Annotated in this window: 13 protein-coding genes and 3 pseudogenes; 4 read left to right on the top strand and 12 right to left on the bottom strand. The window is 68.4% G+C overall.

Annotated features, from left to right (window positions below):
- The first annotated feature begins 252 nt into the window (after positions 1–252).
- Complete coding sequence (locus ACSHXC_RS38185) at positions 253–864, top strand: RNA polymerase sigma factor (RefSeq protein WP_438295914.1); 612 nt, start codon at positions 253–255, stop codon at positions 862–864.
- Positions 861–2,525, top strand: a complete 1,665-nt coding sequence (locus ACSHXC_RS38180) for an IclR family transcriptional regulator domain-containing protein (protein ID WP_438295913.1) — start codon at positions 861–863, stop codon at positions 2,523–2,525. Before ACSHXC_RS38185 ends, ACSHXC_RS38180 begins: the two co-directional genes overlap by 4 nt.
- Positions 2,526–2,872: 347 nt before the next feature.
- Here the strand turns inward: ACSHXC_RS38180 and ACSHXC_RS38175 are convergent, their stop codons facing one another.
- From ACSHXC_RS38175 to ACSHXC_RS38160, 4 genes and pseudogenes are all read right to left on the bottom strand, one after another.
- Positions 2,873–3,076: a hypothetical protein gene (locus ACSHXC_RS38175; RefSeq protein ID WP_438295912.1), complete on the bottom strand. Its 204-nt coding sequence runs from the start codon at positions 3,074–3,076 to the stop codon at positions 2,873–2,875.
- A 236-nt stretch (positions 3,077–3,312) separates the two neighbouring features.
- Positions 3,313–3,552: a hypothetical protein gene (locus tag ACSHXC_RS38170; protein WP_438295911.1), complete on the bottom strand. Its 240-nt coding sequence runs from the start codon at positions 3,550–3,552 to the stop codon at positions 3,313–3,315.
- Positions 3,553–3,947: 395 nt separating this feature from the next.
- Positions 3,948–4,082, bottom strand: a pseudogene (locus ACSHXC_RS38165) (LysE family translocator); the annotation flags it as partial.
- Between the two features lie 445 nt (positions 4,083–4,527).
- The gene (locus ACSHXC_RS38160; protein WP_438295910.1) at positions 4,528–4,962 is read right to left on the bottom strand and encodes a MarR family winged helix-turn-helix transcriptional regulator; all 435 of its coding nucleotides are present in this window, start codon (positions 4,960–4,962) and stop codon (positions 4,528–4,530) included.
- A gap of 62 nt (positions 4,963–5,024) precedes the next feature.
- On the opposite strand from ACSHXC_RS38160, the gene ACSHXC_RS38155 reads away from it, so the two are divergent.
- Positions 5,025–6,137 (top strand): FAD-dependent oxidoreductase, encoded by a 1,113-nt coding sequence (locus ACSHXC_RS38155; RefSeq protein WP_438295909.1) that lies wholly within the window; start codon positions 5,025–5,027, stop codon positions 6,135–6,137.
- A 167-nt stretch (positions 6,138–6,304) separates the two neighbouring features.
- Here ACSHXC_RS38155 and ACSHXC_RS38150 read toward each other — a convergent pair whose 3' ends face one another.
- The 3 genes and pseudogenes from ACSHXC_RS38150 to ACSHXC_RS38140 all read right to left on the bottom strand — a co-directional run.
- Entirely contained in the window at positions 6,305–6,709 is a 405-nt protein-coding gene (locus ACSHXC_RS38150) for a hypothetical protein (protein WP_438295908.1), read from the bottom strand.
- 55 nt (positions 6,710–6,764) lie between these two features.
- The gene (locus ACSHXC_RS38145; protein ID WP_438295907.1) at positions 6,765–7,184 is read right to left on the bottom strand and encodes a DUF4259 domain-containing protein; all 420 of its coding nucleotides are present in this window, start codon (positions 7,182–7,184) and stop codon (positions 6,765–6,767) included.
- A gap of 277 nt (positions 7,185–7,461) precedes the next feature.
- A pseudogene (locus ACSHXC_RS38140) lies at positions 7,462–7,638 on the bottom strand (NUDIX domain-containing protein); the annotation flags it as partial.
- Positions 7,639–7,817: 179 nt separating this feature from the next.
- Here ACSHXC_RS38140 and ACSHXC_RS38135 point away from each other — a divergent pair.
- Positions 7,818–7,970 (top strand): hypothetical protein, encoded by a 153-nt coding sequence (locus ACSHXC_RS38135; protein ID WP_438295906.1) that lies wholly within the window; start codon positions 7,818–7,820, stop codon positions 7,968–7,970.
- A gap of 404 nt (positions 7,971–8,374) precedes the next feature.
- Here the strand turns inward: ACSHXC_RS38135 and ACSHXC_RS38130 are convergent.
- The 5 genes and pseudogenes from ACSHXC_RS38130 to ACSHXC_RS38110 form a co-directional block, all read right to left on the bottom strand.
- A pseudogene (locus ACSHXC_RS38130) lies at positions 8,375–8,720 on the bottom strand (transposase); the annotation flags it as partial.
- A 357-nt stretch (positions 8,721–9,077) separates the two neighbouring features.
- Complete coding sequence (locus ACSHXC_RS38125) at positions 9,078–10,685, bottom strand: MFS transporter (RefSeq protein WP_438295905.1); 1,608 nt, start codon at positions 10,683–10,685, stop codon at positions 9,078–9,080.
- Between the two features lie 300 nt (positions 10,686–10,985).
- The gene (locus tag ACSHXC_RS38120; protein ID WP_438295904.1) at positions 10,986–12,026 is read right to left on the bottom strand and encodes a DUF1259 domain-containing protein; all 1,041 of its coding nucleotides are present in this window, start codon (positions 12,024–12,026) and stop codon (positions 10,986–10,988) included.
- Positions 12,027–12,285: 259 nt separating this feature from the next.
- Positions 12,286–13,335 (bottom strand): quinone oxidoreductase family protein, encoded by a 1,050-nt coding sequence (locus tag ACSHXC_RS38115; protein ID WP_438295903.1) that lies wholly within the window; start codon positions 13,333–13,335, stop codon positions 12,286–12,288.
- A 263-nt stretch (positions 13,336–13,598) separates the two neighbouring features.
- Positions 13,599–14,150: a cupin domain-containing protein gene (locus ACSHXC_RS38110; RefSeq protein ID WP_438295902.1), complete on the bottom strand. Its 552-nt coding sequence runs from the start codon at positions 14,148–14,150 to the stop codon at positions 13,599–13,601.
- Between the last annotated feature and the right edge of the window lie 19 nt (positions 14,151–14,169).

Raw genomic sequence — 14,169 nt, 5'->3', positions numbered from 1 at the left:
GCGGTTCTTGGACTGGCTCGGAACTGTGACAGCCACCGTGAGCACGGTGCACTCGCTCGTCGTCCTGTTGCACGCGTGCTGGGACTGGCGACGTGCCCGGGCCCGGACGGCACCGGATGGAGCGGCCGCATCGTGCGGGTGCGGGCCCGCCGTAGCGATAGTTCACGTCGAGGCCGCCCAGAATCCCGCGGTAGCCGTCATGGTCCGACTCGCACCGGCGGTCGTGGCGCCCGTCGCGGACGGTGCGCGGCCATGGGTGGAAGAGCGCAGTCCGTGGTAGGCGGTGAGGCGCGTGAGCCGACGGCGGTGGAGACGGGGACCGGGCAGCAACTGCTGGCGCTGTACGACACGTTCATGGCCAGGGAACCCCTGGTGCTGCGGAAGATGTCCGACCGGAAGTTGTCGTTGCAGGCCTGCCAGGACTGTGCCCAGGAGGCGTTCGTCCGGGTGCTGAGGAAGGCGGCGGCAGGTGACCTGGATGACGGGGTGAACCTGGCGGCCTATGTGCAGACGGCGGCACGGAATTTGGCGCTGGATGTGCTGAGAGGGGACCGGCGCCTGGAGCTGACAAACGGCGACGGCATGGAAACGTCCGTACCTGCGCCGCCGGAGGCGGCGGACGTGGACGTACTCAAGGACCTGGTGATGCCCGCGATCGACGCGATGCCGGTCAGCGGACGGCGACAGGTCGTGCGGCTGCAGAGCCAGGGGCTCACGGACATCGAGATCGCGGCCGCCCTCGGCATAGGAGCCGCCCGCGTCCACCGGGAGCGCTACAACGCCGTCATCGAACTGCGCCGCGCACTGTCCGCGTTCATCCGCCACAGACACCAGAAGAAGACACGCTTGAGGAAGGACAGGTGAGGGATGTGAGCCGCTTCAACGAGGACAACAGCGGCCGCCCGGCTCCGCAGATCCCCGCGGAACTGCTCGAACTCGCCGACCAGTTGGCCGGACCGCCAGACCACTGGGACCGGCCCGAGGGCGACTTCGGCCCGCTCACCAGCACCTACCAGCTCGACCGGGACACCCTGGAGCGGGCGAACTCGTTGTTCCGCCTCGGATCGAAAGCTCTGGTCCGCAACGAGCTGACCACCGCCACGCACTGGCTCGGCCAAGCGGCTTCCGCCGGTCATCCCGGGGCGCTCTTCCGCCTGGCCGTGGTCGCGCTGCGCGCCGGCGAGGACTGGGAGCAGGAAGCCACGTTCCTCATCGCCGAGGCTGCCCGGCACGGACACGGCGATGCCCGCCGCCTGCTCGCCGGCACCGCCCGCCGCCGACCCGTCAGCGGGCCCGTACTGATCGAGGATCCGCAGTTCTTCGACGAGATCCGCGAACGCCTCGCCATCCCCGAGGACGTACTGCTGCCCGCGCCCGACAGCGCCCCCACTGCTGGAACCCGGCAAAGCCGGCTGCGCCTCGTCCGCATCCCCCCTCCTCTGCTGCCCAACGCCGATGGGCCGCTTCTCCCCCGAGTCGCTATGCCCCGGCCCGCACCGGACCGGCCCTACCTGGCATCGGTGCCCGGCGGCCAAGGCTCCGGGATTCTCCAGCCTCTGCCCGAGTTCACTCCTGACGTCGTCGCCGCCGCGGCCGCGGCGAGAGCTGCCGCCGAACCGGGCGATGATGAGCCGTGCTGGTCGGCGAGCGCCCTGCGCCCCGCGATCCTCAACAACATCGCCCGCAGCCAGCCCGACCCGGCCGCCACGTCCGTCAGAACCCAGACCGCGCAGCGTGCCCGGGATCTTCTGCAACAGGTCTGCACCGCCGACGGCATCACCACTCGCACCCTGGCCCACCGGGGCGGTATGTCCCTGGCTGCCACCGCCTGGCTGCTGCACTGGCTGCGCAGCCAGCACCTGGTCGAGACCGTCGCGGGCGTCCACTTCGTCGGCCCCGTCATGAAAATGGCCACCCAGCACGAGGGGCACGGTCTGCTGCTGGAACAGACCCTGGCCGGTCTGCGCGACCAGCTCGGCGCCGCCGTCTACATCAGCACCTACGCCGACGGCGACGTCCAGGTCCTCACATCGGCCCACAGCCCTGCCGCGCCGGCCGTCAAGGAGTGGGTCTCCTTCCGCGACACCGCCCATGCCAGCGCTGTCGGCAAAAGCCTCCTGGCCCAGCTCGACTTCAACTCGCGTATGGACCACCTCGCCCGCTACCCCTCGATCCAGCTCACCGAGCGCACCATCACCAACCCCCGCGCTCTCCTGGAGTCGCTCGACGGCCATGGCCCCTACGCCGCCCAGTTCGACCTCCTGGAGTACTCCTACCGGGAGGTCTGCGTCGCCTACTCCCTCGGCCTGCCGGGCCGGGCCTCCTGCGTCGCCCTGTCCCTCCCGGTCCGCCGCTACCCCCGCCTCCTCGACGCCGCCCGCCGGCTCAGCGAACGCACCGCCGGCCTGCTCCTCGCCCACCTCCTCACCGACGACACCCCCACCCCGCACCCCAGCACGCCAACGAGCACGCCCACAGACCACACCGCCTGGCCGACGACCGGCCAGGCCCGCGCCCTCCCCTGACCCTCGCCCACACCACGGGCCACCGCTCCGCCGCAGTGCACCTTCAAAGCGTGCCTGTGGAGGTGAGAACGGAGCCTTCGCAGCCCTGACCGATGCTGCGACCGCACCGACGGGTTGCCGACTGATCCGCACCTAGTCCGACCGCTTCGACACCCGGGAGGCAGAAAGCAGCGGCGGTCCCCCACGCCAACGAGGGACCGCCTTACGCAGTCCGGCAGCTCCCACAGGCAGGCACTCGGTTCCCTGACCAACGTCTTCGGGCTGCTGCGTACGGAGTCCCACGACAGGGTGTGAGCGAAGGCAGCCACAGTGGCCGAGGGCGAGTGAGGTGTTCTGGGCGTACTCGTTCACGATGGCCCGGAGGCGGTCTTCAGCTTGCTTTCGAGCTTGTTGAGCCTGGGGCGTCCTGCGAGTTCGCGTACCTCTTGGGGGCTGGTGGCTCGGCCTTGGGAGGAACAGGCCGAGCGCGCGAGGACGAGGAGGACGCCGAGGGCGCGCGAGACGGTCTCACGCGCGGCGGATATCGCGGGCAGTGCCCTCTTCACAGCCATGTGTCCACTCTCGTACCGCAGTTCACTGCGTGCTGGATCCCGAGCTGAGCCGCCATCACCCCGAGGCCGACGTACGGGTTACATCGGCTAGATCCTGCGTAAGGCCCGCCATCGGTGGGACGTCCCGCCCAATCAGATGCTCCGCGCTGCGCCAAGCCCTTGCCCTGGACGGTGATGATGCGAGGGGGCCTGCGACAGCCGTCACGGCCCCACGCAACCCGCACCATCAAGGATTTCTAGTTGCTTTCGCGATGGATGTGATCACGGTTGTTGCAGGCGTCGTCCACGGCGTCGGCCCACGGTGCGGCCAATGGGACGAGCCCGAGTGCCTCCTTGCAGAGGTTGGCAGTGGAGAGGGGCTGGTGGCCGGCGACATTGATGCCGCGGCCCAAGTCGCTGCCGTTGTCGGCATGGGCCGGGGTGGCGAGGGCGAGACCAGCGAGGGTGAGCGCGGCAAGCGCGCTGATCTTCTTCATGGCCGGGTCAACGACACCGGGTCGGACCAGGTCACGCTGCTGCTTGTCGTCCTGCCGCGGGTTTCCTGGAAATCCTGGAACAGCTACAGCATCACCCGGGCGGCACCGACCGTCATGGCGAGTACCGATCCCGTCGACGCCGTGGGAGGCGTTGCGTCTACGGTGCGTGCCTTGTCGTCTTCTTGTCCACGCGGTTCGGCCAGTTCATGGCCCTGATGAAGCCTCAAGAACTTCCTTCATCTCAGGTCGCAAGGCACCCCCTCACATGCCGAAGAGTCACTCGCAGGCATCGGCCAGTGGATCAAGGCTTAGGAGCTCAGTCGCCGATGGCCAGGCGGATGCCGACCGACGATGACCATGCCGGTGACGCGGTCGAGCAGCCGTCGCGCGGAGGGGAGGTGTGATGCGGAGAGCAGTGTGGTCATGCCGAGCGAGGAGAGTACTCCCCCCCAGATGAAGGTGCCGGACTGGATGCCAAGGACCACACCCCAGGCTCTGCGGCGGTGGCCGAGCGCGGCGGTGCGCAGGATGAGGGCGGTGTCTAGGCCGGGGGTCCGGTCGCGTGGACGCCGCGGGTCTGGCCAAGCTCGGACGTAAGCGCACCGCGTCCGAGATCGTCGACCGATTCGTGGGACGGACAACGCAGTCGATGAGAAAGGAGATCGGGACACATCGCGGGCGCAGCCTTTCGTTTGACCGGGAGCAAGAGGCTCGCCGGTCCCGGCAGCCGGAGCAACCGACCTTCACCACGCAAACGGGTGAGGCAGCCGACCCGCGCGTCTCAGCGCGACGCCATATGTGGTCCGAAGATGCATTCGCCGCTGAAAGAATGGCGCGATCTGTGGAACCCATAAGAGGTGTGGGATCTCAACGCCCGCGTCATATCGCGAGGCTGTGGCCCATGGGTCTCCCGTCTGTCTCACGCCGATGGCCACGTTCCCGTCTCTGGCACGTGTCCATTTCCTGGGCCGGCCCTTACCTCTGTTCCTGCGTGACGAAACGGGTCAGCAGGTCGTGTAGCTGGTGTTGTTCGGGTGCGTCGAAAACTTCCAGCAGTCCCACCATCGCGGCGCGGTACAGCTCGCCCGCTTCCTGCAGGCCCCGCTCACCTTCGGCGGTGATCACGATCTCGTAGACCCGGCGGTCGTGTGCCGAGCGCCGGCGCTCCAGCAAGTGCCGGCGCTCCAAGTCGTCCACGATCCGGACCAGGGTGGACTTGTCGATGCCGAGCGCGGTGCCCAGTTCGCGCTGGCTGCGGGCCTGGCCGGCCTGGACCGCGGCCAGCACGTTGGCGTGGTGCAGCTCGATGCCGGTCGGCCGGGCCGCCTGGTTGGCCTGGGCGCGGGCGAGCTGGTGGGCGCGGAACATCAGCAGGCCGAGGGCCATCGGATCGGTCGGTTGAGCCTCCATGGACACGAATGCTACCTTCCTAAGACCATCTCAAGTGAGACGATCTCATGTGAGGGTGAAGTATGCGTGTTCTGATCATCGGCGCCGGCCTGGCCGGCCCCTGCCTCGCCCACGGCCTGCGCCGCCACGGCATCGATGTCGAGCTCTTCGAACGGGATGCCGCCATCGACGCCCGTGCCCAGGGATACCGGATCCACATCAACGGCGACGGGGACGCGGCGCTGCGCCAGTGGCTGCCCGCCGAGGTCTACGAGCAGGCCCACTCCACGTCTTGCCGGGCCGGCGGCGGCGTCAGCATGACCGGCCCCGACCTGCGGGACGTCACCGACATCCCGCTTCCCCCCGACGCCGCGGGCCTCACCGCCGACCGGCTCACACTGCGCCGCCTCATGCTGCGGGACCTGATGGACGCGACCCGGTTCGGCGCCGGATTCTCCCGCTACGAACTGCTGGACAACGGCGGCGTCCGGGTCTTCCTCACCGACGGCTCCACCGCCGAGGGGGACCTGCTGGTCGCCACCGACGGCGCCAACTCCCCAGTCCGGCGCCGGCTCCTGCCCGACTTCCCGGTCACCGTGCAGGACACCCAACTGATCTACGGCCGCACACCACTGACCGACCAGGCACGCGAGCTGACGCCGCCGGCGGCACTCGACGGCTTCCTGGGAGTGATCGGCCCGGACGGCCGCCGTCTCGCACTGGCCGCCCAGCGCTTCCGCCGCAACCCGGCCGACTTCGGACTGCCGTCGGCCGACGACTACCTCATGTGGGGCCTGACCGCCCCAGCCAGCACCTACGGTCCCGAACTCTTCAGGCTCGCCGCCACGGAACTCCGGGAGCTGGCGGCACAAACCCTCGTGGACTGGCACCCATCACTCAGCGCCCTCACCCGGCTGGGAGACCCCGAATACATCGTGCCCGGCAGCGTCCAGACCTCCCGGCGCCCGGAGTCGTGGCCGAGCGTGCCAGTGACTCTGGTCGGCGATGCCGCCCACCCGATGCCCCCGGCCGGACTCAGCGCCGGCGTCGCACTCCACGACGCGGGCCTCCTCGCCTCCCGACTGGTCACGGGCCAACCCCTGCCCGACGCCGTCCGGTCCTACGAGAGGGACATGCTCGACTATGGGTTCGCCTCAGTCACCACCGCCACGCGGAACCACGCGGGCGACTACTAGCCCAGCGTGCTCTCTGACAGTGGGCCACGGTCCGGTGATACGCCGTCATGCCCCCTCCATGACGGCGAACACTGAGTGTGAGGACAGGACCGGTCATGTCTCTGAGCGGGCCCGAACCTGCGCAGGCCGACTTTGCGTTTTCGGGCCGCTGGCCGGTCTGCTGGGCGTCATTCAGCGGCGCCGGTCACGCGATCGCGGTAGCCCTGGAACTCGTGCCAGCCCGACGCGTCCTGCGAAGTGATCAGGCCTCCTGTGGAGGTGTCCAGAGCCTTGCAACCGAGGGCTTTCGCGAGACGGACGATGGAGACGAGCACGTCGTCGCCGGAGCCCCGGATGTGGAGCATGATCGAGTCCACGGGATCTTTCGAGCCGATGTTGAGTTCCATGAACCAGGCGGGGCCGAGGAGTTCGCCCCACGCTGCGTCCGAGAGGTCGGCTTCGGGGGCTGCCTCGCTCACGGCCGCGAGGATGTCTTGCTGTCGGCCCAGCGAGGGTGGAGTGTAGTCGTGGGGTATGTCCTGTACTGAGGCGACGTCGTCGGGCAGGTGGAGGAGAAGCACGTCCCAGCTCATGCGTACCTTTCCGGTGGGCGGCGGTTGGTGGTGGTGCTGTCGGCGGTGGGTCAGCTCAGGTGGGGCTGTTCGCCCGGCGGTTGGGGTGGAGTGTGATGCGGAGGCGGTTGATGGTTGACCGGCAGGGGGTGCCATCCCATTCGTCCCAGAGTTCCAGCAGTTCGGACGGCTCAGCCACAACACGGTCAAGGACTTCCAGGGCATGGATGGACAGACCGGTGAGGCCGGGGAGGGGGTGCTCCGGCCCGTAGACGGAGTCGATGGGCTCGCCACCAGGGCATTGCGCGGCGGCCAACGCCGCTGCGGCGACGGCTTCCTCGGCGACGTCCGCGTCAAGGTAGTCCGTGGTGCCGGCTGCGCGGACGGGTGTGTCGCGGATGACGCCCTCGCGTGCCTCCGCGGAGGCATCGTCGAGATGGTTGCACCAGTCTGCTGCGGTGTCGTTGCCGAAGGGCCCCACGTCCCAAGTACCCACGTGCTTCTCCCCATCGCGGTGGTGTCAGGGAATTGTGGCAGGCGCCACTGACATCAACCGCCGACTCGGACGTGCCGAAGTAGGTCACACCGGCCAGCAGAAGACCATGTGCGCCGCCTCGATCGCGGACCGCACCGCGTCCACCGCATCGCCGAGTGTCGCCAACCCCCCGGCCATGTCCCTGTTGCGTCCCTACATACGACACCTGAACGGAGGTTGGTGGCGACGGGAAGGTGAGTACTCTCAGCGGTCGCGCCGGGGGTGGGTCCATCGCGGCCAGGGGGCGCAGCTCGCCTGCGATGAGCCCCGTCTCCTCTTCGAGTTCGCGACGTGCCGTCCGGCCTGGCTCCTGGCCTCCGACTCCACCGCCAGGAAGGTGAAGGACGCGCTGGCTCTGCAGGTAGAAGTCACGGTCGACCAAGGCGACTTGGTCACGCTCGTCGATGGCGACCACACGAACGCCATCGTCGACGGTGATGTGCTCGTAGGCGCCCGGACTCCCGTCCGGCCTTCTCGCACAGGGGGGATAGACATAGCGATGCCTGCGTGTGTGTGTCGGCGTACTAGGTTGGTTCTCTGGCCCTGGCCAGATGAGTCAGTACGCGGACAGGTGCGGCAGGCCGGGAGCGCGGCTTGGCCGAGCACTCCCTTGGGCCACGGATCACCCGGCCGGGCCCGGTCGACCTCGCCGCCGATCAGCACCTCGAGCATCCGGCGCCCGGAGACCCGGGGAAGCTGTTCGCCGGGAACATCGCCTTCCCCACCGAACTCGCAGCCACAGCTTGACCCGTTGGCATCGTGAGGTGCCTTCTCAGCAGGCGGTGCGGGGCTCGCAGTGGGCTGGACCCCGCAGGCCATGTCTGCAGGTCGGGGAGTCTGCTGCGTGTGAGTGTGTCCCCACCCACACAGCAGTGAGGCGGTGTCAGCAGCTCCTGTCTGGGGTGTCATCCGTTTGGTGCAGTGGGTCGTCCGTGCGTCGGCGACTGTTCTCCTCCCGGTCAAGGGATCCCGGGTCTTGGTAGAGCCAGGCTTCCCACCCCTGAAGGTCCATGTCCGACTGTCCGTGTCTGCCGTGTTCGGGGTTCATGACGCCACTCCTGGGTACGCGGTGTGCGATCTGTGGGGTTCCCCCTGGGCGTTCACACTGCCATGAGCGGTCGCCGTCTGCATTAATTACTGATCTCGGCGTGTCAGGGGGAGGTTGGTGTGTCGAGGGGAAGGCTGGTTCCGGAGATGTAGCCGTTGAGGACGTGGGGCCGGTATTGCAGGTGTTTGAGGCGGTCGCGTACGAGTGCCCTCGATGTGGCCGAGGGCGAGGTTGGCGAGGCTGCTTTTGATGTGCGCCCAGGCTCGCTCCACCAAATCCAGCTGCGGCGAGTAGGCAAGCAGCAGGAAGACCGTCAGCCAGTCGCGCTCGGTGACCAACTGCCGCATCTTGCTGGAGAGATGGGTGTTGAGTCGGTCCCAGACGAGCACTGCGGATGCCTTGACCAACTGGTGGACGCCGGCAAGGAGATGGATATCGCCCCGATGGCCACCGCGCCCTACCACGACCGGGACGACAGTGGGCCAGGAGCGTGGTCACCGTGGATACCGCTGGGAAGAACGCGGGCACCTTCGCCGCGAGGCGCGAACCCCTTCGGCATCCGCCCTGCCGCTGACGGCAACGTCACGTTCGCCGACCGTAAGAACAGTCCCGCAGCGACGACAACCAACCGGTGGCGGTCACCACAACCGCCGCCGCCACCGAGAGCAGACTCACCCTGAGCGTTGCTCCGCCGAGGTCACGGACCATCAGCGTGAAGGCATGCCTCCGGCCGCGAACTGGGGCGATCGGCAAGCGGACCGCTGGTCTCGGGGTGCGAGCGACTGTGCCGGCCGTGGGTCCCGCTCCTACTCTTCGCTCCTCACGCTCACCTTTTCCTGTTCGTGGGCGGGCGGCTCCTGAGGAGTGCGGCGCGGCAGGAAGACCAGGGCTACGACCGCCCCGAGAGCGGCGACCCCGGCCGATGCGGTCGCGGTGACGTGCATGGCATGGACGAACGCGTCGTTGGCGGGCTGGACCAGCGCCCTACCCGCCGACCCCAGCTCCTGCGCGACCGCCAGGGTGGCCTCCACCGACTCGCCCGCTGTGCGCTGCAGGTTCTCGGACAGGCCGGGGACCGCCGCGAGATGGCTGTCGATGCCGCTGTGGTAGACGGTGGACAGCAGCGAGCCCAGTACAGCGACCCCCAGCGCACCGCCGACCTGCCGGAAGGTGTTGTTGACCGCGGAGGCGGAACCGGCCTTCTCGCGCGGCAACGACGACATGATCATGACGGTGGCGGGTGGCATCACATGCGCCATCGCCGTGCCCATCAGAAAGAACACCACCTCAAGTACCCAAATCGGTGTATCGGTGCCGAGTAGGAGGAAGCCGAGGAACGCGACCGCGTCCAGGGCCAACCCAGTGGCGCACACCGCGCGTGCGCCGAACCGGGCGACGACCAGGCGGGCCCGCGGCGCGAAGATCATTTGGGCGGCGGCGAGCGGGAGCATCAGAAGGCCGGACTGCAAGGGGGTGTAGCCGCGCACGCTCTGGGTGTAGAAGACACTGAAGAAGGTCACACCCACCAGCCCGAAGAAGACAAAGCCGATGGCGACCACGGAGGCGGAGAAGCGCCGGTCGCGGAAGTACGCGATGTTGAATGCCGGGTGGTCGCTTCGGTACTCATGGAGCACCCAGCCGCCCAGAACGGCGACACCGGTGACGATCGTCATCCACGACTCGGGCGCGGTGAAGTCGGCGAGCTGGCCGCCCTTGATAATGCCGTACGCCAGCAGGACCAGACCGATGATGGACAGCAGTACCCCGACCGGGTCGAGCCGGCCCGGGAGGGGGTCCTTGGAGTCCGGGACCAGCGCAGCCATCGCGATCACGCCGATCACCACGATGGGCACGTTGACCAGGAACACCGATCCCCACCAGAAGTGCTGGAGCAGCAGCCCGCCGACGATCGGTCCGAGCGCGATGCCGAAGCCGACCGTGCCGGTCCAGATGCCGATGGCCTTGGGCCGCTCGTCGCGGTCGAAAACGTTCGCAATGATGGCCAGGGTGCTGGGCATGACGAACGCGGCGCCGAAGCCCATCAGAGCACGGAACGCGATCAGTTCGCCGGAGGAGACGGAGAGCGCGGAGAGCAGGGAGCCGGTGCCGAAGACCAGCATGCCGAAGATCAGGGTCTTCTTGCGTCCCAGCCGGTCGCCGACAAGCCCGGAGGTGAACAACAGCCCGGCGAAGACCAGCGTGTACGCATTGATCGCCCACTGCAGCTGGCTCTGAGTGGAGCCGAGTCCAGTGGGGGGCGGCTGGGCGATGGTCTTCATCGCGACATTGAGGATCGAGTTGTCGAGGACGACGACGACCAGACTGAAAAGCAGCACGGTCAGGATCGCCCAGCGGCGGGAATGCACCGCCTCGGGAATCTGTACGGTCGGAGTCCGGGGCTCGGTGGCAGACATGTTCCCACGCTAGAGTCACCCACCGCACAGAATCGGCACTATATCGCAGCTATCCCCCGAATGGCGGGTAAATCGGCCATTACCTTAGATTCCTCACCTCAGGGGACGGCCGGGTTGTCGTCTCGGCACCGGTTTCCTGGGCAGTGTTGGCGCACTTCTCCAGTACGAGCAGGGAGGGGCGGGCGCGGGCCAGGAGACCTCCCGGTGCCCGGGCCGCCAGGGGCCGCCCGGGCAGGCGTTCACCTCAATGGCAATCTCTGTCACACCCAGCACCGACCGTCAGTCCATCGTCGGCGTCGGTCATGACGCCGGGGCGGGCGGCGCCAGATTGGTGGCGTCCAGGGCCGGACGCAGGCCCTCGGCGAGCTCGACGCCGTCCCCGACTCCCCAGTAGTGCACGTAGAACAGGCGGGGCTGGTCATCCAGCATGTGGTTGTGCAGCTCGACGATTTCGAAGCCGCCCCGGTGCAGGATCCGGATGACGTTCTGCACTTCACCTGCGGTCATCACAATGTCGCCGGTGACCGCGGCCTGCTCCTCCCCCAGGGCCTGGAACTTGATCACCGTGTCGACACCGATGGGTGCGGGCAGCACATGGCCGTGTGAGGTGACGGTCTCCGCACGGCCGAGGAAGAACTTGTAAGTCCGGCCTTCAGCGATGCCCTTGCGGCCCAGCGTCTCGTCGATCCCGTCGGTGTCCAGGTCGATGGGCGGAGTGCTCGCCGGCGGTGGCACCGCGATGGGGTCGCCGCTGACTTCCAGAACTGTCTTGAGTTTGCGGGCGAGGGTGACCGCATCGCCCATGGCGTGAAAGTGCGTCCACCAGATGGGGGGCGACTGCTCGGGCAGGTGCTTGTGGAGAGCGGTCTGCTCGATGCCCGCCTCCTGAAGAGCTTCGGTGGCCTTGGGGAGTTCGTCCTCAGTGAGCACCAGGTCGCCCATGAGCATGGTGCCGTCGCAGTACCGGGCGAAGTCCGCGCTGCCGTTGAGTGCGAGCGACGTCCCGATGTCCACTCCCCGGCTGGTGACCTTCAGATCCCTGCGGGGCAGCGAGATCCCGAAGACCACGTTCTCCCGCAACGCGCCGGTGCGGCCCAGCGCCTTGGCCACCGGTTGCCAGTCGGCGTCCGCCGTGGCGACCGGGCGCTGCAGCCGGGGGCAGTGGCCACGGTCCGGGGCGCCCGTATGGCCGTCGGCGCGGCCAGGGGCTCCCGCATGGCCGTCGGCGCGGTGCCCGACGGGGGCACCGCAACCGGCCAGGGCGAGGGCGGATGCGGTGAACGCGGCCAGCGCGCCCAGGACTGACGGCGCGCCGGTGCGCCTGCGTCGGGTGGCAGACATGGGAACCTTTTCGTCCAGGTAAGCGCCCCCGCCTACGCCTACGTGACTCGATGACTGCCTGACTGCTTTCCCGGTCCGGGGGCCAGATGTGTGCGCCCGCGCCCGTGTTCGCCCACCTGGCCGACAAAGGTCGCCCCGCCATACCTCCTGGGCGCGTCCCACTCGCGTCCGGACAACCGGATGCCGGCGTTCTTCGCTGCGGGCGGCGCGCGTTCCGTCGTGCTTCGGCGTCTTGAGCTCAGGCTTGTCCGCTGCCCGGTCAGTCGCCCACTTCGAGCACCGCCTGGCCGCGGGAGACTCCTGCCTCGACGGCACGATGGGCATCACCCACGGTTTCCCATGGCCTGGGCTCCACGAATGCCTCCGGGATGCGGAAGCCGTCCGCCACGTCCCGCCACAAGGCGGTGATCTCCGCGCGATTGCCGGTGCGGACCCCGATGAGCGATTGGCTGTGGAGGTAGAACGGCAGCAGCGACACAGGCAGTGGCTCGTGCGAAATCGCTCCGGACACGACGATCCGGCCCATGTCAGCCAGTGTTTCGCGGTACTTCTGCCAGACCGCCGGGATGCCGAGGTTGTCTATGACGCAGTCGACACCCCACTCGCCGGTCACCTCGCGAATGGCGTCGGCGAGGTCTTCCGCGTCACCGTCGAGGACCGCTCGCAGTGGCAGGCCGTCCATGCAGCCCGGTTTAACGGCCAGCCGGTCGACACCGATGACATGGGCCCCGCGAAAGCCGGCGAGCGATGCGGCGGTCGCGCCGAGCGACCCCGCCGCACCGATCACCAGTACGTTGCTGCCCTGGCCGACATGGCCTGCGTCGAGTTGTGCTCTGGCGACAGGCCCGTTGCCCGCCAGAGCCGCCGCCTGGGCGAAGGGGACGTCGTCCGGCAGCAGCGAGACGTTGGACTGTGGCGCCACGCACGAGTGCGCGTAGCTGCCCTGCCGGTGTACGCCGATCAGACCGAACGACGAGCACGCCTCCTCGCGGCGGTCCTGGCAGGCGCGGCAGTTTCCGCAGGAGAGCACTGCCGAGACAGCTACTCGTCTCCCGATCAGCGCCGGGTCCGCGCCGGGACCGACGGCGTCGACCACGCCGGCGTGCTCGCTGCCGAGTACATGGGGAAATCCCGGCACCTGCTGCGCGAAAGGAGGGCGTCCGGCTCGGGTCGCGATGTCCTTCGTGCGGCCGACAACGACCGTCGACACGCGGACCCGGACCTCGCCGGGCCCCGGTTCGAGATCGGCCAGTTCCGCGAGGTGGATCACCTCCGGGCCGCCGAACTCCTCGATGACGAGCGCTTTCACCGGTCCATACCTTCCATCGGCTGAGCGGCGCCGACGTTCGCCGTCGGCAGGGTGGTGGCGTCGGACGGTGTGCCGGCAGACGTACCGGTACGACCGTTTGCACTATCTGAATTGCGCCGCCCTGCGCCACAGGTAGGGTCGGACACATGAACCACCGCATCCGACGCAACCGCTGTGATCTCGTACTGGTGCGTTCGTGACGACGGACGTCAGGCTCACCGTCTTCAACACCTGAGACCACGTCGTCGCGGAGGGGGACCGGATCACGGCTGCCCGCTGAGCCGGGTGCGCAAGGGGGTCAGTTGATCGATCCCGTAGCGCCTGCGCAGGGCGGATACGGCCGCCTCGTCCGGGGGGCCGTCGGCGTTCAGGATCTCCAGCAAGTCCTCGAAGTAGCGTTCGTGGTTCGGGGGCGGAGCCGCCTGCACGAGCATCCTGGCATTCCGGTCCGTCCGGTTGGCGAAGGCGTGCGGGCAGCCGGGTGGCACATGCGCCACCGAGCCCGGGGTGGCTCGCACCGGCCGTTCTCCGGAACGGGACTCCCACCGCTGCCAGTTGTCCGGCGTGCGTTCCCGGGGCTCGAAGGCGAGTATCTCCAGTTCGCCTTCGAGGACGTAGAACACCTCCTCGCTGTTGGCATGGGCGTGTGCGCCCACGTCGAACCCGGGAGGCACCACCACCTCGAAGAGGGAACCCACCTGGGTGCGCTCGCCCGTTACCTTCATCGTCACCACCTGGGCGCTGGTGACCAGGGTTCGTCCCGCGCCCGGCGGGAGCACCAGGCCGTCCATCGTGTGCGTCGTCAGTTCACTCATCGGGAAGTCCTCCGTCCCA

It is taken from the genome of Streptomyces sp. HUAS TT7 (genome assembly GCF_051550175.1).
In the GTDB taxonomy this organism is placed as follows: domain Bacteria; phylum Actinomycetota; class Actinomycetes; order Streptomycetales; family Streptomycetaceae; genus Streptomyces.
The sequence above is the reverse complement of the archived record's forward strand: the minus strand, read 5'-3'. Positions and strand labels throughout refer to the sequence as shown.

Coding starts and splice junctions, on each gene's coding strand:
- ACSHXC_RS38185 (WP_438295914.1), top strand. CDS start 253: ATGGGTGGAAGAGCGCAGTCCGTGGTAGGCGGTGAGGCGCGTGAGCCG.
- ACSHXC_RS38175 (WP_438295912.1), bottom strand. CDS start 3,076: ATGGCTGTGAAGAGGGCACTGCCCGCGATATCCGCCGCGCGTGAGACC.
- ACSHXC_RS38170 (WP_438295911.1), bottom strand. CDS start 3,552: ATGAAGAAGATCAGCGCGCTTGCCGCGCTCACCCTCGCTGGTCTCGCC.
- ACSHXC_RS38160 (WP_438295910.1), bottom strand. CDS start 4,962: ATGGAGGCTCAACCGACCGATCCGATGGCCCTCGGCCTGCTGATGTTC.
- ACSHXC_RS38155 (WP_438295909.1), top strand. CDS start 5,025: ATGCGTGTTCTGATCATCGGCGCCGGCCTGGCCGGCCCCTGCCTCGCC.
- ACSHXC_RS38150 (WP_438295908.1), bottom strand. CDS start 6,709: ATGAGCTGGGACGTGCTTCTCCTCCACCTGCCCGACGACGTCGCCTCA.
- ACSHXC_RS38125 (WP_438295905.1), bottom strand. CDS start 10,685: ATGTCTGCCACCGAGCCCCGGACTCCGACCGTACAGATTCCCGAGGCG.
- ACSHXC_RS38120 (WP_438295904.1), bottom strand. CDS start 12,026: ATGTCTGCCACCCGACGCAGGCGCACCGGCGCGCCGTCAGTCCTGGGC.
- ACSHXC_RS38110 (WP_438295902.1), bottom strand. CDS start 14,150: ATGAGTGAACTGACGACGCACACGATGGACGGCCTGGTGCTCCCGCCG.